At 74.4% G+C, this 22,113-nt stretch carries 17 protein-coding genes; 8 read left to right on the top strand and 9 right to left on the bottom strand.

Going from position 1 to position 22,113, the window contains the following annotated elements; all coding sequences use genetic code 11:
* Positions 1-55: 55 nt before the first annotated feature.
* On the top strand, positions 56-1,135 hold the full coding sequence (locus ACFY0O_RS26340) for an FAD-dependent oxidoreductase (protein WP_388951261.1): 1,080 nt from the start codon (positions 56-58) through the stop codon (positions 1,133-1,135).
* Positions 1,136-1,340: 205 nt separating this feature from the next.
* On the opposite strand, the gene mltG is transcribed toward ACFY0O_RS26340, so the two are convergent.
* Complete coding sequence (gene mltG / locus ACFY0O_RS26335) at positions 1,341-2,258, bottom strand: endolytic transglycosylase MltG (protein ID WP_388950794.1); 918 nt, start codon at positions 2,256-2,258, stop codon at positions 1,341-1,343.
* Between the two features lie 62 nt (positions 2,259-2,320).
* Positions 2,321-4,159, bottom strand: a complete 1,839-nt coding sequence (locus ACFY0O_RS26330) for an ABC transporter ATP-binding protein (RefSeq protein ID WP_388950791.1) — start codon at positions 4,157-4,159, stop codon at positions 2,321-2,323.
* A gap of 87 nt (positions 4,160-4,246) precedes the next feature.
* On the opposite strand from ACFY0O_RS26330, the gene ACFY0O_RS26325 reads away from it, so the two are divergent.
* From ACFY0O_RS26325 to ACFY0O_RS26310, 4 genes are all read left to right on the top strand, one after another.
* Positions 4,247-4,717, top strand: coding sequence for a MarR family winged helix-turn-helix transcriptional regulator (locus ACFY0O_RS26325; RefSeq protein WP_388950788.1), 471 nt, complete (start codon positions 4,247-4,249; stop codon positions 4,715-4,717).
* Positions 4,718-4,781: 64 nt separating this feature from the next.
* Positions 4,782-7,706 carry an FAD-binding and (Fe-S)-binding domain-containing protein gene (locus ACFY0O_RS26320; protein WP_388950786.1) on the top strand — a complete coding sequence of 975 codons (2,925 nt, stop codon included), beginning with the start codon at positions 4,782-4,784 and terminating at the stop codon, positions 7,704-7,706.
* A 104-nt stretch (positions 7,707-7,810) separates the two neighbouring features.
* On the top strand, positions 7,811-9,607 hold the full coding sequence (locus tag ACFY0O_RS26315; protein WP_388950784.1) for an ABC transporter transmembrane domain-containing protein: 1,797 nt from the start codon (positions 7,811-7,813) through the stop codon (positions 9,605-9,607).
* On the top strand, positions 9,604-11,385 hold the full coding sequence (locus ACFY0O_RS26310; protein WP_388950781.1) for an ABC transporter ATP-binding protein: 1,782 nt from the start codon (positions 9,604-9,606) through the stop codon (positions 11,383-11,385). Before ACFY0O_RS26315 ends, ACFY0O_RS26310 begins: the two co-directional genes overlap by 4 nt.
* A 27-nt stretch (positions 11,386-11,412) precedes the next feature.
* Here the strand turns inward: ACFY0O_RS26310 and ACFY0O_RS26305 are convergent, their stop codons facing one another.
* Positions 11,413-12,204 (bottom strand): metal-dependent hydrolase, encoded by a 792-nt coding sequence (locus tag ACFY0O_RS26305; protein WP_358896119.1) that lies wholly within the window; start codon positions 12,202-12,204, stop codon positions 11,413-11,415.
* An 84-nt stretch (positions 12,205-12,288) separates the two neighbouring features.
* On the opposite strand from ACFY0O_RS26305, the gene ACFY0O_RS26300 reads away from it, so the two are divergent.
* The 3 genes from ACFY0O_RS26300 to ACFY0O_RS26290 all read left to right on the top strand — a co-directional run bounded on the left by ACFY0O_RS26300 (position 12,289) and on the right by ACFY0O_RS26290 (position 16,337).
* The gene (locus tag ACFY0O_RS26300) at positions 12,289-14,871 is read left to right on the top strand and encodes a DEAD/DEAH box helicase (protein WP_388950778.1); all 2,583 of its coding nucleotides are present in this window, start codon (positions 12,289-12,291) and stop codon (positions 14,869-14,871) included.
* A 106-nt stretch (positions 14,872-14,977) separates the two neighbouring features.
* Positions 14,978-15,880 (top strand): acyl-CoA thioesterase, encoded by a 903-nt coding sequence (locus ACFY0O_RS26295; protein ID WP_388950776.1) that lies wholly within the window; start codon positions 14,978-14,980, stop codon positions 15,878-15,880.
* A 55-nt stretch (positions 15,881-15,935) separates the two neighbouring features.
* Positions 15,936-16,337: a YchJ family metal-binding protein gene (locus ACFY0O_RS26290; protein ID WP_358896116.1), complete on the top strand. Its 402-nt coding sequence runs from the start codon at positions 15,936-15,938 to the stop codon at positions 16,335-16,337.
* Here ACFY0O_RS26290 and ACFY0O_RS26285 read toward each other — a convergent pair.
* From ACFY0O_RS26285 to ACFY0O_RS26260, 6 genes are all read right to left on the bottom strand, one after another.
* The gene (locus tag ACFY0O_RS26285) at positions 16,301-17,125 is read right to left on the bottom strand and encodes a DUF6397 family protein (protein ID WP_388950775.1); all 825 of its coding nucleotides are present in this window, start codon (positions 17,123-17,125) and stop codon (positions 16,301-16,303) included. The genes ACFY0O_RS26290 and ACFY0O_RS26285 overlap by 37 nt on opposite strands.
* A 113-nt stretch (positions 17,126-17,238) precedes the next feature.
* A complete protein-coding gene (locus tag ACFY0O_RS26280) occupies positions 17,239-17,637 on the bottom strand; it encodes a roadblock/LC7 domain-containing protein (RefSeq protein WP_045950089.1) in 399 nt (132 codons plus the stop codon).
* Positions 17,638-17,927: 290 nt separating this feature from the next.
* On the bottom strand, positions 17,928-18,575 hold the full coding sequence (locus ACFY0O_RS26275; protein ID WP_388950772.1) for an ATP/GTP-binding protein: 648 nt from the start codon (positions 18,573-18,575) through the stop codon (positions 17,928-17,930).
* Positions 18,572-18,973, bottom strand: coding sequence for a DUF742 domain-containing protein (locus ACFY0O_RS26270; protein ID WP_388950770.1), 402 nt, complete (start codon positions 18,971-18,973; stop codon positions 18,572-18,574). Before ACFY0O_RS26270 ends, ACFY0O_RS26275 begins: the two co-directional genes overlap by 4 nt.
* Positions 18,970-19,416, bottom strand: a complete 447-nt coding sequence (locus tag ACFY0O_RS26265; protein ID WP_388950767.1) for a roadblock/LC7 domain-containing protein — start codon at positions 19,414-19,416, stop codon at positions 18,970-18,972. Before ACFY0O_RS26265 ends, ACFY0O_RS26270 begins: the two co-directional genes overlap by 4 nt.
* A complete protein-coding gene (locus ACFY0O_RS26260; RefSeq protein ID WP_388950764.1) occupies positions 19,416-22,070 on the bottom strand; it encodes a nitrate- and nitrite sensing domain-containing protein in 2,655 nt (884 codons plus the stop codon). Before ACFY0O_RS26260 ends, ACFY0O_RS26265 begins: the two co-directional genes overlap by 1 nt.
* Positions 22,071-22,113 lie beyond the last annotated feature (43 nt).

The following is a 22,113-nucleotide window of genomic DNA, read 5'->3' as shown; positions in this document are numbered from 1 at the left end:
TCCGCCCCGGGGGAAGATCCCGCCCACCCCGCGAGTTGGTAGAACCGTGAACGAAATGGTGCGGGACGGCGCGGTGGACGTGGACGTGGTGGTCGTGGGGGCCGGGCAGGCGGGGCTGTCCACCGCCTACCACCTGGCCCGGGCCGGCATCGGGCACGTGGTGCTCGACCACTCCCCGAGGCCGGGCGGGGCCTGGCAGTTCCGCTGGCCCTCGCTCACCTACGGCAAGGTGCACGGGATGCACGCGCTGCCCGGCATGGAGCTCACCGGCGCCGATCCGCTGCGGCCCTCCTCCGAGGTGATCGGGGAGTACTTCGCGGCGTACGAGGAGCGGTTCGGGCTGCGCGTGCGGCGGCCCGTGGACGTGACGGCCGTGCGCGGGGGCGGCGGCGGGCGGCTGCTGGTGGAGTCGGCGTCCGGGAGCTGGTCGGCGCGGGCGCTGGTCAACGCCACCGGGACCTGGGACCGGCCGTTCTGGCCGCGCTACCCGGGCCAGGAACTGTTCCGGGGGCGGCAGTTGCACACCGCGAACTACCCGGGGCCGCGGGAGTTCGCCGGGGCCCGGGTGATCGTGGTCGGCGGGGGCACCTCGGCGGTGCAGCACCTGCTGGAGGTCGCCGAGGTGGCGGCGGAGACCACCTGGGTCACCCGCAGGCCCCCCGTGTTCCGCGACGGCGGGTTCGGGGAGGCCGAGGGCCGGGCGGCGGTGGCGCTGGTGGAGGAGCGGGTGCGCCGGGGGCTGCCGCCGCGGAGCGTGGTCAGCGTGACCGGGCTGCCCCTGAACGAGGCCGTGCGGGCCGGGCTGGAGTCCGGGGTGCTGGACCGGCTGCCGGCCTTCGAGCGGATCACCGCGTCCGGGGCCGCCTGGGCCGACGGACGGCGGGTGGAGGCGGACGTGATCCTGTGGGCCACCGGCTTCCGGCCCGCCGTGGACCACCTGGCCCCGCTGGGGCTGCGCGAACGGGGCGGCGGGATCCGGCTCGACGGGACGAGGGCGGTGCGCGACGAGCGCGTCCACCTGGTCGGCTACGGCCCTTCGGCCTCGACCATCGGAGCCAACCGGGCGGGCCGGGCCGCGGTCCGGGAGATCCGCCGCCTACTGGCCCGGGGACCGGAGCTCCCGGCCCTGGTGTGACCGCCCGTCCGGGGTCTCGCGGATCACGTAGAAGGGGTCCCCCTCCCAGTAACCGCCGTTGTCGAGCCACTCCCCCTCGCCCGACGGGCGTGCCGTCCACCCACAGCCGGGCCGCGTCGGGGCCGCCGCGCAGCAGGAGCACCGCGCGGTGGCGGTCGTCGGAGGTGAGGTGGACGCGGACCTCGTGCGGCGGTGGGGGCGCCTGCTATTTCACGGGGGCGGCCGGGGCGGTGGCCTTGTGCGGGGGGGCGGCCTGGGCGCGGGCCGGCTTCCCGGCTGCCGGGGCGGTGGGGGTGGCGGCGGCCGCGCGGAGACGGTTGAACTCCGCCACTTGCCTGCGATGTTCCTCGTAGGTGACCGAGAAGCGGGTGTCCCCGGGCTTCACGGTGACGAAGAACAGCCAGTCCCCGGGCGTCGGGGCGACCGCCGCCGCCATGGCCTGGAGGCCGGGGCTGTCGATGGGCGTGGGCGGCAGGCCCTGGCGCTGGTAGGTGTTGAACGGGTGGTCGATGCGGGTGTCCTTGGCCTTGACGTCCACGGTGGTGCGGTTCAGCGCGTAGTTGAGGGTGGAGTCCATCTGGAGCGGCATCGACCTCGCGAGCCGGTTGTGGACGACCCGGGCGACCTTGCCCATGTCGGCGGGGTTGTCGGCCTCCGCCTCGATGATGCTGGCGAGGGTGGCCGTCTGGTACGGGGTCATGCCGTGGGCCCGGGCGCCTTCGGCGACCGCCTTCGTGGCCAGCTGCCGGTTCGCCGTCCGCACCATGGCCGCGAGCAGGGCGCCCGGCGTGGACTTCGAGGTCACCGGGTACGTGGCCGGGAACAGGTAGCCCTCCGGGTTGCCCTTCGCCTCGGCGGGCAGGGGCAGGCCGGCCGTGGCGACCGAGGACGCGGCGGTCCCCGCGGGCAGGTGGAGTTCCTTGTCGACGGCCGCGTAGACCTGGGGAGCCCGCCAGCCTTCGGGGATCAGCAGCGAGCGCGGCTTCTCGGGGACTTCCGTAGGGGAGAGCAGGGGAACGAGGACCGCCGCTCCGAGCCCGAGCAGCGTGGTGAACAGGAGCACCAGGCGGCCCCGGCGGGTGAGCCGGGAGCGGCGCTGCGGTGACTGATACGCGTGGGGCATATCGGAACGCTAGCTTTCACAGCGGGCGATTCCAGGGATCACGGCAGATATCGGCCATATCATCACACGTTCACCGGAGCGGGCGCGTGCGCGGCGTCCCGGTCCCGGCGGACCAGTGCGGCGTAGCGGCCGGCCGCCCCCAGCAGTTCCTCGTGCGTACCGCGCTCGGCTATGCGGCCGCCGTCCAGGACCACGATCTGGTCGGCGTCCCGGATGGTGGAGAGCCGGTGGGCGATGGTGATGGTGGTGCGGCCCCGGGACAGGTTGTCGATGGCCCGCTGCACGGCGTGTTCGGTGCGGGTGTCGAGGGCGCTGGTGGCCTCGTCCAGGATGAGCACCGGCGGGTCGCGCAGGATGGTGCGCGCGATCGCCAGCCGCTGCTTCTCACCTCCGGAGAAGCGGTAGCCGCGCTCGCCGACCAGGGTGTCGTAGCCGTCGGGGAGGGAGGCGATGTGGTCGTGGATCTGGGCCGCGCGGGCCGCCTCGGTGATCTCCTCGTCGGTGGCGTCCGGCTTGGCGAAGCGCAGGTTGTCGGCGACGGAGGCGTGGAAGAGGTAGGTCTCCTGGGAGACCACGCCTATGGAGCGGGCCAGCGAGTCGAAGTCCAGGTCGCGCACGTCCACCCCGTCGAGGGCGACCCGTCCGCCGGTGACGTCGTAGAGCCGGGGCACCAGGTAGCTGAGGGTGCTCTTGCCGGAGCCGGTCGGGCCGACCACGGCCAGGGAGCCGCCCGCCGGGACCGTGATGTCGATGCCGGTGAGGGTGGGCCCGGTCTTGGCCTCGTAGGCGAAGTGCACGTCCTCCAGGCGGATCTCGCCCTTGGCGCGGCCCAGCCGGACCGGGTCCTCGCGCTCGGTGATGTCCACCGGCAGGTCGAGGTACTCGAAGATCCGGGCGAAGAGGGCGAGCGAGGTCTGGATCTGCACGCCGGTCGACAGCAGGCTCACGGCGGGCCGGAACAGGCCCTGCTGGAGGGTGACGAAGGCGACGAGGGTGCCGACGGAGAGCGAGGGGGCGCCGGTCTGGAGGGCGATGCCGGCGGCCCAGTAGATCAGCGCGGGCATGGCCGCCATCACGATGCCGATGGTCGACATCCGCCAGCGCCCGGCCATGCTGGAGCGGACTTCGAGGCCGACCAGCTTCTCCGACTCCTCGGCGAATGCCGCGGTGAGCGACTCGGAACGGCCCATGGTGCGGCCGAGCAGGATGCCGCTGACGGAGAGGGACTCGGTGACCGTGGCGGCCATGGCGGCCATCTGCTTCTGCCGCTTGGTGGTGATCTTCTTGCGCTCGCGGCCGACGCGGCGGCTGATCCACACGAAGAGGGGCAGCAGGAGCAGGGAGACGAGGGTGAGCCGCCAGTCGAGCGCGAGCATCGCGACGACGGAGGCGATGACGGCGGTCAGGTTCGACACGAGGGAGGTCGCGGTCGAGGTGACCGTGGCCTGCATGCCGCCGATGTCGTTGGCTATGCGGGACTGCACCTCGCCGGTGCGGGTGCGGGTGAAGAAGGCCAGCGGCATCCGCTGGAGCTGGGCGTAGACGGCGGTGCGCAGGTCGTGCATGACGCGCTGGCCGACGGTCGTGGAGATGAGCGTCTGGAGCACGCCGAACACGCTGGTCACGACCGCGGTCATGATCATGCCGAGGGCCAGCAGGCTGAGCAGCCCGGTCCGGCCCTGCGGGATCGCGACGTCCAGGATCTCTTTGAGCAGGAACGGCGAGGCGACGCCGACCAGGGAGGACGCCCCGACCAGGGCGCCGACCACCGCGAGGCGGCCGCGGTAGGGGCGGAACAGGCCGAGGATGCGGCGCAGCTCGCGCGGCCGGTCGGCGGGGGCCGGGCGGCTGGGATCGAGGGCTTCGTTCGACGGGGTCCACTTCGGCTCGTCGCTGTGCATGGGCCTCCTTTCGCCGGGGACTCCACTGAGCCTAGCTCATTGTTACCTATGCTCACAATGACTTCCGTCCTGCTACTGTTTCCCAGTATGAGCACCGGTTCCGAGACCGACACCCGCGATTCGACCGACGGCGTCCTCGCCGAGCAGCTCCTGCGCCTCACGCGCCGGCTCCACCGGATCCAGAAGCGGCACATGGAGCCGCTCGGGATCACCCCCGCCCAGGGCCGGCTGCTGCGGATCATGGCGCACTACGCGGACGGCACGCCGCCCCGAATGGCCGACCTGGCCACCCGCCTTGAGGTGGTGCCCCGCGCCGTGACGACCCTGGTCGACGGCCTGGAGGCGGCCGACTGCGTGCGCCGCGCGCCCGACCCCGCGAACCGGCGCGTGATCCGGATCGAGCTCACCGAAACCGGCCGCGCCACGCTGCGCCGTCTGCGCAACGCGCGGACCGACGCGGCAGAGGAGATCCTGGCTCCGTTGACCGCCGGACAGCGCGAGGTGCTCGGCGGCCTCCTCGACGCGCTCGCGGACGTACCGGCGGAGCGCCGCTGCTGAAACGGTTGCTCCTGGCGGGCGCCGCGGCGGCGGGCCGGACGCCCACACGGACAAGGGGTCGCACATGCCGCTGCTCGAACCGAAGCCGGGCGCACTGCGCCCGGACCGTCCCGGCGCCCCCGCACCCGACCGCGTCCCCGACCGGGCGGCCGCCGGCACCCCGCGGCCCCTGCGCGAGGAGCTGACCGCGCTGCTCGGCGCCGAGAAGGTGCTGTGGAAGGTCTCCGACCTCGTCCGCTACGCCACCGACGCCTCCCCGTACCGCTTCGTGCCGCAGGTCGTGGTGGTCGCCGAGGACGTCGACGACATCTCCGCCGTCCTCTCCTACGCCCACGGCAGGCAGCGCGAGGTGGTCTTCCGCGCCGCCGGGACCTCGCTCAACGGCCAGGCGCAGGGCGAGGACATCCTGGTCGACGTACGACGCCACTGGCGGGGCGTCGAGGTCCTCGAAGCGGGCCGCCGCGCCCGGATCCGGCCCGGCACCACCGTCTTCCGGGCCAATGCCGCCCTGGCCCGCCACGGCCGGGTACTGGGCCCCGACCCGGCCAGCGCCGTCGCCTGCACCCTCGGCGGGGTCGTCGCCAACAACTCCTCCGGGATGACCGCCGGCACCACGAGGAACGCCTACCGCACCCTGTCCTCCCTCACCCTCGTCCTGCCGAGCGGCACCGTGGTGGACACCGCCGACCCGCTCGCCGACGAGGAGCTGGCCCGCGCCGAGCCCGCCCTCTGCCGGGGGCTGATGGAGCTCAAGGGGGAGATGGCGGCGGACCCGGCCCTCGTGGCACGGATCCGGGCCAAGTACGAGATCAAGAACACCACCGGCTACCGGCTCGACGCCTACCTCGACGGCACCACGCCCGTGGAGATCCTGCGCGGGCTGGCGGTCGGCTCCGAGGGCACGCTCGGCTTCATCGCCGAGGTCGTCTTCGACACCCTCCCCCTCGACCGCGAACTCACCAGCGCCCTGCTCTTCTTCCCCTCCCTCCCGGCCGCGGCGGCCGCCGTCCCGCTGTTCAACGAGGCCGGTGCCCTGGCCGTGGAGCTGATGGACGGCAACACCCTGCGCGCCTCGGTGAGCGTCGAGGGGGTGCCCGCCGACTGGGCGCAGCTGCCCCGGGAAACGGCCGCCCTGCTGGTCGAGTTCCGCGCCCCCGACGCCGCCGGGCGCGCCGCCTGCGAGCGCCGGGCCGCCGCAGTCCTGCCCCGGCTGGAGCTGGTCGCGCCGGTGGCCTCCGTCACCAACGCCTTCACCGCCGACCCGGCGGTCATCGCCGGGTACTGGAAGGCCCGCAAGGCCTTCGTCACCGCCGTGGGCGGAGCCCGGCCGCCCGGCACCACCCTGATCACCGAGGACTTCGCCGTACCGCCGTCACGGCTGGCCGAGGCCTGCGAGGCCCTGCTGGCCCTCCAGGCGGAGCACGGCTTCGACGCGGCCGTCGCCGGACACGCGGCCCACGGCAACCTGCACTTCCTGCTGGCCTTCGACGCCTCCAGGCCCGGGGACGTCGACCGGTACGCGGCCTTCATGGAGGACTTCTGCCGGCTCACGGTGGAGCGGTTCGACGGCTCGCTGAAGGCCGAGCACTCCACCGGCCGCAACATGGCCCCCTTCCTGGAGCTGGAGTGGGGCCCCCGGGCCACGGACCTCATGTGGCGCACCAAGCGGCTCATCGACCCCGACGGCGTCCTCGCCCCGCGGATCCTGCTCGACCGCGACCCCCGGGGGCACCTGCGCGGGCTGAAGACCATCCCCGGGGTGGAGGCGGAGGCCGATCCGTGCATCGAGTGCGGGTTCTGCGAACCGGTGTGCCCCAGCGCGGACCTGACGACCGGACCGCGCCAGCGGATCGCGCTGCGCCGCGAGATGGTGCGCCAGCCGGCCGGCTCCCCGGTCCTGGCGGAACTGCTCGACGCCTACGGCCACGACGCCGTCGACACCTGCGCCGCCGACTCCGCCTGCAAGCTCGCCTGCCCCGTCGGCATCGACACCGGTGCCCTGATGCGGGAGTTCCGCTACCGGCGGCACGGGCCGGGCGAGGAGCGCGCCGCCGCCCTGGCCGCCGAGCGGTTCCGGACCGTCGAGGCAGCCGCCCGGCTCGCGGTGGCCGTCGCCGGCCGCTCCGGCGACCGGGTGCCGGCCGCCCTCACCCGGGCCGCGCGCCGGATCGTGCGTCCCGACCTGGTGCCGCAGTGGCTGCCGCGCCTGCCCGGCGCCGCGGCGCGGCGGCTGCCCCCGACCCGGCGGGTGGGCGCGGCGGCCGTGTACTACCCGGCGTGCGTCAACCGGATCTTCGGCGGTCCCGCGGACCGTCCAGGGCCCTCGCTGCCCGAGGCGGTGGTGGCCCTGGCGGAGCGGGCCGGGCGGCCGGTGTGGATCCCGGGCGACGTGTACGGCACCTGCTGCGCGACGATCTGGCACTCCAAGGGGTACGAGGCCGGCAACCGGCTGATGGCGAACCGGATCACGGAGGCCGCCTGGGGCTGGACGGCCGGGGGCCGGCTCCCGCTGGTGGTGGACGCCTCCTCCTGCACCCTGGGTCTGGCCCGGGAGGTGGTCCCGTACCTCACCGAGGGCAACCGGGCCCTGCACGCGGAGCTGCGGATCGTGGACTCCGTGGTCTGGGCCGCCGAGGAGCTGCTGGCGCACCTGGAGGTCCGGCGCACGGCCGGCTCGGCGGTCCTCCACCCCACCTGCTCGATGCGGCACCTGGGGGACGAGGAGCACCTGCGTGCGGTCGCCGCGGCCTGCGCGGACGAGGTGGTGGTCCCGGACGACGCGGGCTGCTGCGCCTTCGCGGGCGACCGGGGGATGCTGCACCCGGAGCTGACGGCCTCGGCGACGCGGCGGGAGGCGGCGGAGGTGACGGCGCGCCCGTTCGACGCCTACCTGTCGGCGAACCGGATGTGCGAGGTGGGCATGGAACGGGCCACCGGGCACCCCTACGCCTCGGTGCTGCTGGAGTTGGAGCGCGCCACACGGCCCTGAACCCGGTCCGCGCGCGGGCCCCCGCCCGGAAAATCGATTGCCGGGGCGGCGACCGGAAGGCGAACCTTGCGTGGTTTGCACTCACCGAGCCGTTGTGGGGCGTCATGCAGATCAACAACCTTCCGTATCCGGATCCCGGAGTACCCGACGCCCGCTCCGGTCCGCGCTTCCTGTGGTGGCTGGGTCGGGGCCAACTCGGCGGACAGGCCCGGAGCCTGGCCTGGGGGCTGCTGCACTTCTGCGGCATCGCCGGGCTGCCGTACGCGGTCGGCCTGGGCGTGGGGGCGGTCGTCGACCGTGACGGCGGGCGGCTGCTGCTGGTCGGCGGGGTGCTCCTGCTGGTCGGCGCCGCCATCGCGACGGGCGACGCCATGCTCCACCGCACGGCCGTCACCAACTGGATCACCGCCGCCGCGCGGGTGCAGCAGCTGCTCGCCCGCAAGACGGCCGAGCTGGGCTCGGCCCTGACCCGGCGGGTCGCCGCGGGCGAGGTGGTGGCGGTGTCCACCGGCGACGTGGAGAAGATCGGCTGGTTCGTCGAGGCGGTCTCCCGCTTCCTCGCCGCCGCCTTCGCCGTCGTCGCCATCTGCGTCGGACTGCTGTTCTACGCGCCGTCGATCGGGGTGGTCGTCGCGGCCGGCGTCCCGGTGCTCGCCCTGTCCGTGCTGCCGCTGCTGCCCCGGGCCACGCGGCGCGCCGACGTCCAGCGCGAGAAGGCGGGCAAGGCGACGGAGCTGGCCTCGGACACCGTGGCGGGTCTGCGGGTGCTGCGCGGCATCGGCGGCGAGGAACTCTTCCTCGACCGCTACCGCGACGCCTCGCAGGAGGTCCGCCGGGCCGCGGTGCGCAGCGCCCGGATGTGGGCGCTGATCGCCGCGGTCCAGGTGCTGCTGCCGGGCGCGCTGATGGTCGCGGTGGTCTGGTACGGCTCCGTGCTCGTCCTGGACGATCGGCTGGCGGTGGGTGAACTCGTCGCCGCCTTCAGCGCGGTGGCCACGATGCTGTATCCCCTGCGGCACTTCGAGGAGATCGCGATGGCGTACTCCTTCTCCCGGCCCTCCGCCGAGCGGGCGGCCCGGGTGCTGTCCCTGACGCGCACGGACGGGGCGCCGGAGGCCCCCTCCGCGGAGCCGGTGGGGGCGCCGGGTCCGGGCGGGGACCTGTACGACCCGGCGACGGGACTGCTGGCCCCGGCCGGGCGGTTCACGGCGGTGGTGTGCGGGGACCCGGACGTGGCGGGCCGGCTCGCGGAACGGCTGGGCGGGCACGCCCTCCAGCCGGGCGACGGTCCGGGCGCCGCGCCGCCGTCGGTACTGCTGGGCGGGGTCGCGCTGGACGCCCTCGCGCTGGACGCGGCGCGCGGGCTGGTCCTCGTCCAGGACAAGGATCCGGTGCTGCTGTCCGGGTCCCTGCGCGAGCTGTTCGACGTACCGGCCTCGGGCGCCGTCCCGGCGTCGGAGGCGCTGGCGGCGGCCCAGTGCGGGGACGTCCTGGACGCGCTGCTCCAGGCGGCTCCCGAGGGGGTGGACGACGCGATGGACGCCCGGATCACCGAACGCGGCCGGTCGCTGTCCGGCGGGCAGCGCCAGCGGCTCGCGCTGGCCCGGTCGCTGGTCACCGACCCGGAGGTGCTGGTGCTGGACGAGCCGACCTCGGCGGTGGACGCGCACACCGAGGCGCGGATCGCCGACGGGGTGGCCGCCTTGCGCGCCGGGCGCACCACGGTGGTGCTGGCGTCCTCGCCGCTGCTGCTGGACCGCGCCGACCGGGTGGTGCTGGTGCACGGGGGCCGGGCCGTGGCTGCGGGCACCCACCGCGAGCTGCTGCGCGCCGAACCCCGCTACCGGGCGGTCGTCACACGGGAGACCGACGAACTCACGGAGATGGAGGAGTCCGCATGATCGGCGTGGCGCGGCCGCAGTACGATCCGGCGGCCCCCGAGACGGCCGCGACGCTGCCCGTGGGCACGTCGGCGACCGTACGGGGCTATGTGCGCGAACTGCTGGGGCGGCACCGGCGGGCCTTCACGGCACTGGTGGCGGTCAACGCGGTCGCGGTGGTCGCCTCCATGACCGGCCCGTACCTGCTGGGGCGGGTTGTGGACGGGCTCTCCGCCGGGGAGCGGGAGCTGCACCTAGGGCGCGTGGCGCTGCTGTTCGCGCTGGCGCTGGCCGTGCAGACCTGCTTCGTCCGGCTGGTCCGGCTGCGCGGGGCGATGCTCGGCGAGGAGATGCTGGCCGACCTGCGCGAGGACTTCCTGGTGCGGTCGGTGGGGCTGCCGCCGGGGGTGTTGGAGCGGGCCGGCACCGGTGACCTGCTGTCGCGGATCACCACCGACATCGACCGGCTGGCGAACGCGATGCGGGAGGCGGTGCCGCAGCTGGCCATCGGCGTGGTCTGGGCGGGGCTGCTGTACGGGGCGCTCGCGGTGACCGCGCCGCAGCTGGCCCTGGCCGCGCTGGTGGCGCTTCCGGTCCTGGTCGCCGGCTGCCGCTGGTACTTCCGCCGGGCGCCCTCGGCGTACCGCTCGGAGGCGGCCGGGTACGCGGCGGTCGCGGCGGTGCTGACGGAGACGGTGGACGCGGGGCGGACGGTGGAGGCGCACCGGCTGGGCGGGCGCCGCATCGCCCTGTCGGAGCGGCGGATCAAGGAGTGGACGGCGTGGGAGCGGTACACGCTGTTCCTGCGGACGGTGCTGTTCCCCGTCGTCAACGTCACCTATGTGACGATCCTCGGCGCGGTGCTGCTGATCGGCGGGTACTGCGTGCTGCGCGGCTGGATGTCGGTGGGCCGGCTGACCACGGGCGCGCTGCTGGCACAGATGATGGTCGACCCGATCGGGCTGGTCCTGCGCTGGTACGACGAGCTCCAGGTCGCCCAGGTCTCGCTGGCGCGGCTGGTGGGCGTGCGCGAGATCGAGCCGGCCGCGGGTGACCGGACGGTGGCCCCGGAGGGCCGGGACGTCCGGGCGGACGAGGTGCGGTTCGGCTACCGGGAGGGCGTGGACGTCCTGCACCGGGTGTCGATGTCCGTGCCGCCGGGCACCCGGATGGCGCTGGTCGGCCCTTCGGGGGCGGGCAAGTCCACCCTGGGCCGGCTGCTGGCCGGCATCTACGCGCCGCGGACCGGGGAGGTCACGCTCGGCGGGGCGCGGCTGTCGCGGATGCCGGCGGAGCGGGTGCGTGAACACGTGGCGCTGGTGAACCAGGAGCACCATGTGTTCACGGGCTCCCTGCGGGACAACCTGCGGCTGGCCCGGACGGGCGCGCAGGACGCCGAACTGTGGGCGGCGCTGGGCGCGGTGGACGCCGACGGCTGGGCGCGGGCCCTGGAGTCGGGGCTGGACACGGAGGTGGGCTCGGGCGGCACCGCGCTGACCCCGGCGCAGGCGCAGCAGATCGCGCTGGCCCGGCTGGTGCTGGCGGACCCGCACACCCTGGTGCTGGACGAGGCGACCTCACTGCTCGACCCGCGGGCCGCCCGGCATCTGGAGCGGTCGCTGGCGCGGGTGCTGGACGGCCGGACGGTCATCGCGATCGCCCACCGGCTGCACACCGCGCACGACGCGGACGTGATCGCGGTGGTCGAGGGCGGCCGGATCAGCGAACTCGGCTCGCACGAGGAACTGGTGGCGGCCGACGGCGCGTACGCGGCCCTGTGGCGCTCCTGGCACGGGTGACGGGCCCCGGCGGCGTTGGAGGAGCCCCTAGATGAAGCCGAGGGCCGAGGCGCCGCCGATGCCGCCCAGGAACATGAACACCGGCATGAGGACCTTCAGCTCCACCCAGCTGCCCGCGCGGAAGCGCATCGCCTTCGGCGGGCCGACCGGGTACCAGCGCTTGCCCTTGACCGGCAGGGGCCACAGGATCGGGCAGCCGGAGACCGTCAGCGCGTCGCCGATGTCGTGGACGAGGGCGCCGAGCAGGATCGGCAGGCCGAGCCAGAGGTACTCCTGCCCGGGTCCGGAGAACAGCCAGTCGGCACCCTGGCCCGGCTGGTCGAGGACCCCGGCCAGGATCCAGGCGCTGGTCGCGCCGAGCAGCCACACCAGGACGTCGCTGGACATCCGCGCCGCCCGCCACAGCAGGCCCTCGACGGCCAGCACCAGGTGGACGAAGAGGAGCACCAGGACGCCCCAGCGGTCGAAGCTCACGGCCACGGCGGAGGAGCCGGCGCCTATCAGGACCGCCCACAGCCAGGTGTGGGTCAGGGTGCGGTGGCCCCCGCTGCGGCGGGCGTCGCGCGGTGAGCGGGTGGCCTTGTAGACGGCGTAGGAGATCTTGTCGACCACCTCGCACAGACCCCGGGAGAGCGGCCCGAAGGCCCGGGAGATGGTCGCCGACTTGTGGTCGAGGTCGGGTGCGAGGGCCGCGCCGGCACAGATCAGTGCTCCGACGACCAGTACGGGCCAGGGCATCGGGTGTCCGGCGGCCGCGGTCGCGGCGCCCACCCCCAGCCAGGCCGCCGCCCCGGACAGCGAGTGCGCCGGACCCATCATGCTCGTTCCCCGCCCCGGTCCTGTGGTGGCGCGGCCCCGTCGACGTCTTCGGTCGGGCCGCCTCGACGGCCCAGGGTACCGGCGATGATCTTCTTTCCGTCCGCCGGTTCCCTCTTCCGGCGGGAAGCCAGGCAAGATGGGGGCGTGACCCTCATTGATCAGCTCCCGCCGACCGCCGACCCCGATGCCCTCTTCGAGGCCTTCTCCTCGTGGGCGGAGGACCGGGGCATCACCCTGTACCCGGCGCAGGAGGAGGCGCTGATCGAGGTCGTCTCGGGCGCGAACGTGATCCTTTCGACCCCGACGGGCTCGGGCAAGAGCCTCGTCGCGGCGGGTGCGCACTTCACCGCCCTGGCCCAGGACAAGGTCACCTTCTACACCGCCCCGATCAAGGCGCTGGTGTCGGAGAAGTTCTTCGACCTGTGCAAGATCTTCGGCACCGAGAACGTGGGCATGCTGACGGGCGACGCCTCCGTGAACGCGGACGCACCGGTGATCTGCTGCACCGCCGAGGTGCTGGCCTCCATCGCCCTGCGCGACGGCAAGTACGCCGACATCGGCCAGGTCGTGATGGACGAGTTCCACTTCTACGCGGAGGCCGACCGCGGCTGGGCCTGGCAGATCCCGCTGCTGGAGCTGCCGCAGGCGCAGTTCGTCCTGATGTCGGCGACGCTCGGCGACGTGAAGCGGTTCGAGGAGGACCTGACCCGGCGCACCGGCCGGCCGACCTCGGTGGTCCGCTCCGCGACCCGGCCCGTGCCGCTGTCGTACGAGTACGTGACCACGCCGATCACCGACACCATCACCGAGCTGCTGGAGACGCGGCAGTCGCCCGTCTACATCGTGCACTTCACGCAGGCCCAGGCGGTCGAGCGGGCGCAGTCGCTGATGAGCATCAACATGTGCACCCGCGAGGAGAAGGACAAGATCGCGGAGCTGATCGGCAACTTCCGTTTCACCACTAAGTTCGGCCAGAACCTCTCCCGCTACGTCCGCCACGGGATCGGCGTGCACCACGCGGGCATGCTGCCCAAGTACCGGCGCCTGGTGGAGAAGCTGGCCCAGGCCGGCCTCCTGAAGGTGATCTGCGGTACCGACACCCTGGGCGTGGGCGTCAACGTACCGATCCGCACGGTGCTGTTCACGGCGCTCACCAAGTACGACGGCAACCGCGTGCGCACGCTGCGGGCCCGCGAGTTCCACCAGATCGCCGGCCGCGCGGGCCGCGCGGGCTTCGACACGGCCGGGTTCGTGGTCGCGCAGGCGCCGGAGCACGTCATCGAGAACGAGAAGGCCCTCGCGAAGGCCGGGGACGACCCGAAGAAGCGCCGCAAGGTGGTGCGCAAGAAGGCTCCCGAGGGCTTCGTCGCCTGGTCGGACACCACCTTCGAGAAGCTGATCGTCGCCGACCCGGAGCCGCTGACCTCCCGCTTCAAGGTCACGAACATCATGCTGCTGTCGGTGATCGCCCGTCCGGGCGACGCCTTCCAGGCGATGCGCAGCCTCCTGGAGGACAACCACGAACCGCGCAAGGCCCAGTTGCGGCACATCCGCCGGGCCATCGCGATCTACCGGTCGCTGCTGGACGGCGGTGTCGTGGAGAAGCTGGACACCCCCGACGCCGAGGGCCGCACCATCCGCCTCACGGTCGACCTCCAGCAGGACTTCGCGCTGAACCAGCCGCTGTCCACCTTCGCGCTGGCCTCCTTCGACCTGCTGGATCCGGAGTCCCCCTCCTACGCGCTGGACATGGTCTCGGTGGTGGAGTCCACGCTGGACGACCCGCGCCAGATCCTCGCGGCCCAGCAGAACAAGGAGCGCGGCATCGCGGTCGGCGCGATGAAGGCGGACGGGATCGAGTACGAGGAGCGGATGGAGCGGCTCCAGGAGGTCACGTATCCCAAGCCGCTGGAGGAGCTGCTGGTCCACGCCTACGACGTGTACAGCAAGAGCCACCCCTGGGTCCGCGACCACCCCGTCTCCCCGAAGTCGATCATCCGCGACATGTACGAGCGGGCGATGACCTTCACCGAGTTCACCTCCTTCTACGAGCTGGCCCGCACCGAGGGCATCGTGCTGCGCTACCTGGCGAGCGCCTACAAGGCGCTCGACCACACCATCCCGGACGACCTGAAGTCCGAGGACCTGGAGGACCTGATCGCCTGGCTGGGCGAGCTGGTCCGGCAGGTGGACTCCAGCCTGCTCGACGAGTGGGAGCAGCTGGCGAACCCGGAGGTGGAGACGGCGGAGCAGGCCCAGGAGAAGGCCGACCAGGTCAAGCCGGTCACGGCCAACGCCCGCGCCTTCCGGGTGCTGGTCCGCAACGCGATGTTCCGCCGGGTGGAGCTGGCCGCGCTGGACCACGTCGACCAGCTGGGCGACCTGGACGCCGGATCCGGCTGGGACGCCGACGCCTGGGGGGAGGCCATGGACGGGTACTGGGACGAGTACGACGACCTGGGCACCGGCCCCGACGCGCGCGGCCCCAAGCTGCTGCAGATCGAGGAGGACCCGGCGCACGGCCTGTGGCGCGTCCGCCAGACCTTCGCCGACCCGAACGGCGACCATGGCTGGGGCATCAGCGCCGAGGTCGACCTCGCCGCGTCCGACGAGGAGGGCCGGGCCGTCATCCGGGTCACCTCGGTCGGCGAGCTCGGCGCGCTCTGACCTCCCCCGGACCCCTTCCGGGGGCACCCCCGACCCGCACGCCGCCCGGCCGGGCGGCCCCGCCCGGCCCGCCGGCCCCGCCGGACACGACAGTGGAGAGCCCGTGATGACGAACCCCGCCGAGAGACTGGTCGATCTGCTCGACCTGGAGCAGATCGAGGTCAACATCTTCCGGGGGGCCAGTCCCCAGGAGTCCCTCCAGCGCGTGTTCGGCGGGCAGGTCGCCGGCCAGGCGCTGGTCGCGGCCGGCCGGACCACCGAGAGCGACCGCCCGGTCCACTCCCTGCACGCGTACTTCCTGCGCCCGGGGATCCCCGGGGTGCCCATCGTGTACCAGGTGGAACGGGTGCGTGACGGGCGCTCCTTCACCACGCGCCGGGTCACCGCCGTCCAGCAGGGCAAGACCATCTTCAACCTGACCGCCTCCTTCCATCACCCGGAGGAGGGCAGCATCGAGCACCAGCTGCCTCCCCGCCTCGACTTCCCGCACCCGGACGCCCTCCCGAAGGTCGCGGACGAGATCCGCGAGCACCTGGGCGCACTGCCCGAGGCCCTGGAGCGGATGGCCCGCCGCCAGCCCTTCGACATCCGGTACGTGGACCGGCTCCGCTGGACCCCCGAGGACCTCAAGGACGCCGACCCGCGCAGCGCGGTGTGGATGCGGGCGGTCGGCCCCCTGGGCGACGACCCGCTCGTGCACACCTGCGCCCTCACCTACGCCAGTGACATGACCCTCCTCGACGCCGTGCGCATCCCCGTGGAGCCGCTGTGGGGCATGCGCGGTTTCGACATGGCCTCCCTGGACCACGCCATGTGGTTCCACCGGCCGTTCCGGGCGGACGAGTGGTTCCTGTACGACCAGGAGTCGCCCATCGCCCACGGCGGCCGCGGCCTGGCCCGCGGCCGGATCTACGACCTGGAGGGCAGGCTGCTGGTCTCCGTGGTCCAGGAGGGCCTCTTCCGCCCGTATCCGGCGGACAAGGCACGCCCGGCCGTCTCCCCCCAGTAGCCCGGCGCCGGCCGGCCCTCCCCGCCCCTCCCGTCCCGAAGAACTGAGCGAAACCATGACCAGCCCGGTCCTCCCCTGCCCCTGCGGGCTGCCCGCCGCCTACCCGGCCTGCTGCGGCCGCTTCCACTCCGGAGCCCAGCAGGCGCCGACCGCCGAACTGCTGATGCGCTCGCGCTTCAGCGCCTTCGCGGTCGGCGACACCGCCTACCTGCTGCGGTCCTGGCACCCCTCGACCCGCCCGGGCCGGCTGGACCTGGATCCGGACCAGCGCTGGGAGCGGCTGGAGATCCTCGCGACCGCGCGCGGCGGGATCTTCGAGACCGAGGGCTCGGTGGAGTTCCGCGCCCACTACCGCGAGGGCGGGCACAGGGGATCGCTGCACGAGCACAGCGCCTTCTCCCGGGAGGGCGGCGCCTGGGTCTACGTCGGCCCCCTCTCCCCCGTCGAGTTCGACTGACCCCGCGCCCCGGTCAGGGCGAACTCCAGACTGGCGCGGTACCGGCCGGCCTCTTCGGGCGGTTCCGCCACCAGTAGGGGCCCCGCCACCGCCGCGGCCGCCGGGACCTGCGGGTGGCCGTAGGGCGGGGGCGGTGCGAGCGCGGCGAGCACGATCCGCTCCGCCGGGTCGGGAACGGCGGCCAGCACCTCGTCGTCCGGGAGCACGGAGGCCAGTACGGCGGCCCGCTCCCAGGGGTCGGCGGTGCGTCTCAGCAGCAGTCCCACATGCCGCTCCCGCCACCTGCGCGGGCGCAGGTCCGCTCCGGCGGCCATCAGTTCCCGGTCCCGCGGCGGCGCGGCCCCGCTCAGCAGCCCCGGCTCCCGGGCGGCGAACTCCCGCAGCTCCGCCGCCAGGTAGAGCCAGACGAGGGCGCGGTAGCGGTTGACCCGGTAGCCCACGGGGCTCAGGTGCCCGCACCGGGCCAGCCGGGTGAACCGGGTCGGCCCGGTCCCCAGCACCCGGGCTCCGTGGTCCGCGCCGGCCACCGTCTCGACCTGCGCCCGGAGCGCCTCCGGATGCCCCCGCAGCGCCTTCACCCGTTCCAGCTCGGCCCGGGCGAAGCGGGCGGCGCCGCCTACGGTCCGGGGACCGGGGCGTACCAGTCCGAGCTGGACGGCCCGGGCGAACTCTGCCCGTCCCAGGCCCAGTTCCTCCGCGGCCCGGGGCCCGGCGAGCAGCTGCTGCGGCTCCGCGTCCCCCCGCAGGGCCGCCCCGACGGGCTCGTACTGCCTCGCTTCCACCTTCATCACGGTCCTCCCCCACGACTGGCGACCACCCATGGCGATCACTCTGTGTGAAGACCGTAACCGAGCGCTACGACACCGCGCCGGGCCTGTGGACAACTCTCGTCATGTGCCGCTCAGCCCCCGGTGATCCGCCGCTCCGCGACGCCCAGGTGTTCCCCCACCCGGTTGACCAGCAGCGTCATCTCGTACGCGACCTGCACGATGTCCGCCTCGGCGGCGCTCAGCGCGCACAGGCTGCTGCCCGAGCCCGCCGCCACCACGAAGAGGAAGCCCTCGTCGTACTCGACCATCGTCTGGCGCACCTCACCCGCCCGGAAGTGCCGCCCGGACCCCTTCGCCAGGCTCTGCAACCCTGCCGCGACCGCGGCGAGGTGCTCGGAGTCCTCCCGCGCCAGGCCCGCGCTCGCCGCCGTCACCAGCCCGTCGTTCGACAGCACCACCGCGTGGCGGACCTGCGGGACCCTGCGCGTCAGATCGTCCAGCAACCAGTCCAGCTGCTTGTCCAGTGCCATGTCCAGCCCCTCCCCGTTGACCCGGCCGACGTGGCCGCGCCGTCCCCGCGTGGTCGTGCGGCAAGCCTTCCCCACCAGGGGCTTTCCGGCAAGGAGGATGGACGCATGGCACGGAAGATGACTCAAGAGGAATGGCGGGCGTCCCTCCGGCCCCCGGCCCCCGCCGGGACGCCACCCCGGGCGGACGCGGACGGAAGCCCGCACATCGCTCCCATCCGGGCCGTTCCCGGCAGCGGCGCCACCGTGTCCACGGCGGGCGGCGACACCGTCAAGAGACGGATTCCGGCCCGTCACACCGAACCGGCCTGCGGGCCAACGGAGTCCAGAAGCCGCGCGGTGTGCACCCGTCCCGCGTACTCCACCAGCCGGATCAGTACTTCCTTCCCCGAATCCCGGTCCCGCGCGTCACACAGCACCACCGGCGTGCCCTGCTCCAGGTCCAGCGCCCGCGCGACCTCGTTCGCCCCGTAACGCCGGGCGTCGGCGAAGCAGTTGACGGCGACCACGAAGGGGATCCGGCGGTGCTCGAAGTAGTCCACCGCCGGGAAGCAGTCCTCCAGCCGCCGCGTGTCGGCGAGCACCACCGCCCCGAGCGCCCCCTGCGAGAGCTCGTCCCACAGGAACCAGAAGCGGTCCTGGCCCGGCGTCCCGAACAGGTACAGCGACAGCCCCGCCCGGATGGTGATCCGCCCGAAGTCCATGGCCACGGTCGTGGTCGTCTTGCGGTCCACCCCGCCGGTGTCGTCGACCAGTTCGCCCGCCTCGCTGAGCACCTCCTCCGTACGCAGCGGCCGGATCTCGCTGACCGCGCCCACCAGCGTGGTCTTGCCCACCCCGAAACCACCCGCCACCAGGATCTTCAACGCGAGCGCGGCCAGGTCCCCGTCGTCCGCGGCGTCCCCCGTCCGCGCCGGTCCGTTGTCGTGCAGTCCCCTCACAGCGCCCTCAATCCCTCGATGACTTCCCGCAGAATCCGCAGTTCCGGCAACCGGGCGGGCGGCACCGGACGGCTGACCTTCACGTGCCCCGCCTCCAGCAGGTCCCCCAGCAGCACGCGCACCACGCCCACGGGGAGGTCCGCCTCGGCGGCGAGCTCCGCGACCGACTGGGTCTCGGCGCGGCAGAGCCCCAGCAGGGCCCGGTGTTCGGGTTCCAGCAGCGACTCGTCGCCCGCCCCGGCGCCCCCGGGACCGACCGCGACGAGGGCGATCAGGTCGAAGCGGACCCCGTGGGGTCCCGGTTTCGTCCGTCCTCCGGTCATGGCGTACGGGCGCACCAGGGGGCCCGCTTCGCCGTCGTACCACCGGCCGTCCCCGCTCCGGCCCACCGCTCTCATCCGGCGGCCGGGGGGTGGGAGGCCGCGAACCGCGGCGGGGTGTGGAGGTGTTCGCCGACCCGCTTGACCAGCCGGGCCATCTCGTAGGCGATCAGGCCGATGTCGGCGCCGCCGGTGCTGAGGACGGCCAGGCAGGACCCGTCCCCGGCGGCCGCGACGAAGAGGAACCCCTCGTCCATCTCCACCAGGGTCTGGCGCACGCCCCCGGCGTGGAAGTGCCGGCCCGCGCCCTTGGCCAGGCTGTGGAAGCCGGAGGCCACGGCGGCCAGGTGCTCGGCGTCCTCACGGCTCAGCGCGCTGGAGGAGCCGACCGCGAGGCCGTCGTTGGACAGCAGCACCGCGTGCCGGACCTCGCGGACGCGGGTGACCAGCTCGTCGAGCAGCCAGTCCGGCTCCCCGCCGCGGCGGACGCCTTCGGGGCCGGCCCTGTGGTGTTCGATCATCACACTTCTCCTTCACTGCCTGGGTGGGGGGACGCGTCCCGGGAACCGCGCGCCCAGCCGGCCCGGTAGGCCGCCATCCGCTCCCGCGCCTGCTCCGGGCTGCGTCCGGGCGGCTCCTCGGTGGGCGGTGCGTCCGGCGGGGTCCGGTCGGCGGGGATCTCGCGCAGCTGCGGGACCAGGCTGGCCTGGCGCACCCGGCGCGGCAGTTCGGCCACCGGTGCCATCGATCCCGGTGCGGCCGGTGCGGCCGGTGCGGCCGGTGCGGCCGGTGCGGCCGGTGCGGCCGGTGCGGCCGACGGGACAGGTCGGGCCGGTGGGGCGGTGGCCGGTGGAACCGCCGCGGAGGCCGGGGCGGTACGCCCGTCCCCGCCGCCCGGCCCGGGTCCGGGAGGGGCGGCGGCCCCGGGCGGCGCGGCGGGGTCGCCTCCGCGCCCGGCGGGTCGAGGCCGGGCAGCCTGCCGCCCGGCGAACGCGGCCCCGGCGACGGCCGGCTCGGCGTCCGAAGGCTCGGCGTCCGGCGCCGTCCCGATGGCCCCCTGGAGGAGCGAGAGCGGCAGCAGCACCACCGCGGTGGTCCCGCCGTACGGCGAGGGCCTCAGGTGCACCCGGATGCCGTGGCGGGCGGAGAGCCGGCTCACCACGAAGAGGCCGAGCCGGTCGCTGTCGAACAGGTCGAGGTCCTCGCACTGCTCGATCCGCCGGTTCGCCCCGGCGAGCGCCTCGCGGCCCATGCCGAGTCCGCGGTCCTCGACCTCCAGCACGTATCCGGCGCCGACGGGCTCACCACTGACCCGGACCTTCGTGTGCGGCGGGGAGAACTGGGCGGCGTTCTCGATCAGTTCGGCGAGGAGGTGCGTGAGGTCGGCGACCGATCCGCCCGCGACGGAGGCCTCGGCGAGCCCGCGCACCTCCACGCGCGGGTAGTCCTCGATCTCGGAGACGGCCGCGCGGACCACGTTCGTCAGCGGCACGGGCGTCCGCCAGGCCCGGCCGGGGGCGGCGCCCGAGAGGATGATCAGGCTCTCGGCGTGGCGGCGCATCCGGGTCGTGAGGTGGTCGAGCCGGAAGAGGTCGCCGAGCTCGGCCGGATCGTCGGCCCGGCGCTCCATCGAGTCGAGCAGGCTGAGCTGCCGGTGGACCAGGACCTGGCTGCGCCGGGCCAGGTTGACGAAGACCCCGCTGACCCCGTCGGCGAGTTCGGCCCGTTCCACGGCGGCGCTGAGCGCGGCCCGGTGGACGGTGGACAGGGCCTCGCCGACCTGGGTGATCTCGTCCTCGGCGGGCGGCCCGGACGGGGCCTCGGCCTCGATGTCGATCTCCTCCGAGCGGCCCGCGCGGATCCGGTCCATGGCCTGCGGGAGCTTGCGGTGGGCGATCTCCAGGGCGGAGTCGCGCAACGAGACGAGTTCGACGACCAGGAACCGGCCGATGCGCACGGAGATCACGAGCGTGACGGCGACGGCGGCCAGGCCCAGCAGCACGGCGGCCCCGGCCGGGCTGAGGGCGGTCTCCGTGAGGGGGTCCGCGCGCGGTGCGGTCTCGGCGCGCGCGGCCTGCCGGATCTCGCGCAGGGAGCCGGCGACGCTCGTGTACGCCCCGTCCCAACCCGGCGGCGTCCCACGGGAGTCCTTGGCGGCGGAGGCGGAGGCCCCGGCGCCACCGGCGGTCCCCGACCCGGAAGTCCCTGAGGCCCCGGAGGCCCCGGCGCCCGGGGCCGTCGGGGTCAGCGCCTTGTCCTCGGCGGCCGTGAGCTCGGTGTACGCCGCGCTCCGCGCCACCGCCTCCCACTCCGCCCGCCGGCCCGGGGGCAGGTCCCCGGCGGTGGCCGCGGTGAGGGCGCGGCGGGCTTCGACGGCGGCCGTCAGGCGGCGTTGCGCGTCGGGGTCGCGGGCGCCCGGCAGGGCGAGCAGCGCGTCCTCGCGGGAGAGGAGTTCGGCGGCCCGGGCGAAGTCGAGCAGGACCCGGGCGTCGGCGCCGAGCTCGGGGCGCGCGCCGCCGGACAGGGCGCCCTCGACCGCCAGGGCGGAGTCGGCGACGCGGGTGTACGTCTCGTAGGCCCCGTCGGGGGTGGCACGCCGGTCGGCGATGTCCTTGCGGGCGGAGCCGAGCGCGTCCGCGTCGGCGACGAAGGCGGTGAGCCGGGCGACGGTGTCGGCGCGGTGGTCACCGGTGTCGGCGACGGTGTGGCGGTCGCCGAGGCGCAGCCGCCGGACGGCCGCGTCGGTCCGCCGGGCCTGCTCCTGAAGGGCGGCCACCTGGTCGGAGGCGGGGTCGGCCAGGTACCGGACGGCGGCGCGGCGTTCGGCCTGGACCTCGGTGAGGGCGGCGGCGACGGGCGTGCGTATCGCGGCGTCGACCTGCCGCACCCGGCCGAGGCGGACGATGTCCTGGGCGGCGCTGACGGTGGCGAAGCCCCAGAGGGCGAGCAGGGAGACCACCGGGACCATCAGCAGCGAGACGATCTTCGCCCGGACGGTGGCGGGCCGCAGCCGGAACCCGGGCCTCACCGGGTGCCCGCCGCCGGCCCCCGACCCGGCGCTCCCGGGCGCGGCCGCCTCCTCGGCGGGGGCACCGGCGTGGGCGCGGCGGCCGCGCGGCGGGGGCGCGGGCGGCCGCGGCCCGACCGGGTCCGGTCTTCTGCGGGGTGTGCGCATGGGCTCCTCGTTCCGGGGCGGTACGTGTGGGCGGGGCGCGGGT

The sequence above is a fragment of the Streptomyces sp. NPDC001594 genome (assembly GCF_042893675.1).
In the GTDB taxonomy this organism is placed as follows: domain Bacteria; phylum Actinomycetota; class Actinomycetes; order Streptomycetales; family Streptomycetaceae; genus Streptomyces.
Note: the sequence above shows the minus strand (reverse complement) of the source record. Positions and strands in the feature narration are given on the sequence as shown.

What these genes read in the sequence shown, in the direction of transcription:
- ACFY0O_RS26295 (WP_388950776.1), top strand. Translation starts at nt 14,978, where the DNA reads ATGACGAACCCCGCCGAGAGACTGGTCGATCTGCTCGACCTGGAGCAG.
- ACFY0O_RS26305 (WP_358896119.1), bottom strand. Translation starts at nt 12,204, where the DNA reads ATGATGGGTCCGGCGCACTCGCTGTCCGGGGCGGCGGCCTGGCTGGGG.
- ACFY0O_RS26290 (WP_358896116.1), top strand. Translation starts at nt 15,936, where the DNA reads ATGACCAGCCCGGTCCTCCCCTGCCCCTGCGGGCTGCCCGCCGCCTAC.
- ACFY0O_RS26330 (WP_388950791.1), bottom strand. Translation starts at nt 4,159, where the DNA reads ATGCACAGCGACGAGCCGAAGTGGACCCCGTCGAACGAAGCCCTCGAT.
- ACFY0O_RS26265 (WP_388950767.1), bottom strand. Translation starts at nt 19,416, where the DNA reads ATGATCGAACACCACAGGGCCGGCCCCGAAGGCGTCCGCCGCGGCGGG.
- ACFY0O_RS26280 (WP_045950089.1), bottom strand. Translation starts at nt 17,637, where the DNA reads ATGGCACTGGACAAGCAGCTGGACTGGTTGCTGGACGATCTGACGCGC.
- ACFY0O_RS26300 (WP_388950778.1), top strand. Translation starts at nt 12,289, where the DNA reads ATGATCTTCTTTCCGTCCGCCGGTTCCCTCTTCCGGCGGGAAGCCAGG.
- ACFY0O_RS26310 (WP_388950781.1), top strand. Translation starts at nt 9,604, where the DNA reads ATGATCGGCGTGGCGCGGCCGCAGTACGATCCGGCGGCCCCCGAGACG.
- ACFY0O_RS26320 (WP_388950786.1), top strand. Translation starts at nt 4,782, where the DNA reads ATGCCGCTGCTCGAACCGAAGCCGGGCGCACTGCGCCCGGACCGTCCC.
- ACFY0O_RS26325 (WP_388950788.1), top strand. Translation starts at nt 4,247, where the DNA reads ATGAGCACCGGTTCCGAGACCGACACCCGCGATTCGACCGACGGCGTC.
- ACFY0O_RS26315 (WP_388950784.1), top strand. Translation starts at nt 7,811, where the DNA reads ATGCAGATCAACAACCTTCCGTATCCGGATCCCGGAGTACCCGACGCC.
- ACFY0O_RS26285 (WP_388950775.1), bottom strand. Translation starts at nt 17,125, where the DNA reads ATGAAGGTGGAAGCGAGGCAGTACGAGCCCGTCGGGGCGGCCCTGCGG.
- ACFY0O_RS26270 (WP_388950770.1), bottom strand. Translation starts at nt 18,973, where the DNA reads ATGAGAGCGGTGGGCCGGAGCGGGGACGGCCGGTGGTACGACGGCGAA.
- ACFY0O_RS26340 (WP_388951261.1), top strand. Translation starts at nt 56, where the DNA reads ATGGTGCGGGACGGCGCGGTGGACGTGGACGTGGTGGTCGTGGGGGCC.
- ACFY0O_RS26260 (WP_388950764.1), bottom strand. Translation starts at nt 22,070, where the DNA reads ATGCGCACACCCCGCAGAAGACCGGACCCGGTCGGGCCGCGGCCGCCC.
- mltG (WP_388950794.1), bottom strand. Translation starts at nt 2,258, where the DNA reads ATGCCCCACGCGTATCAGTCACCGCAGCGCCGCTCCCGGCTCACCCGC.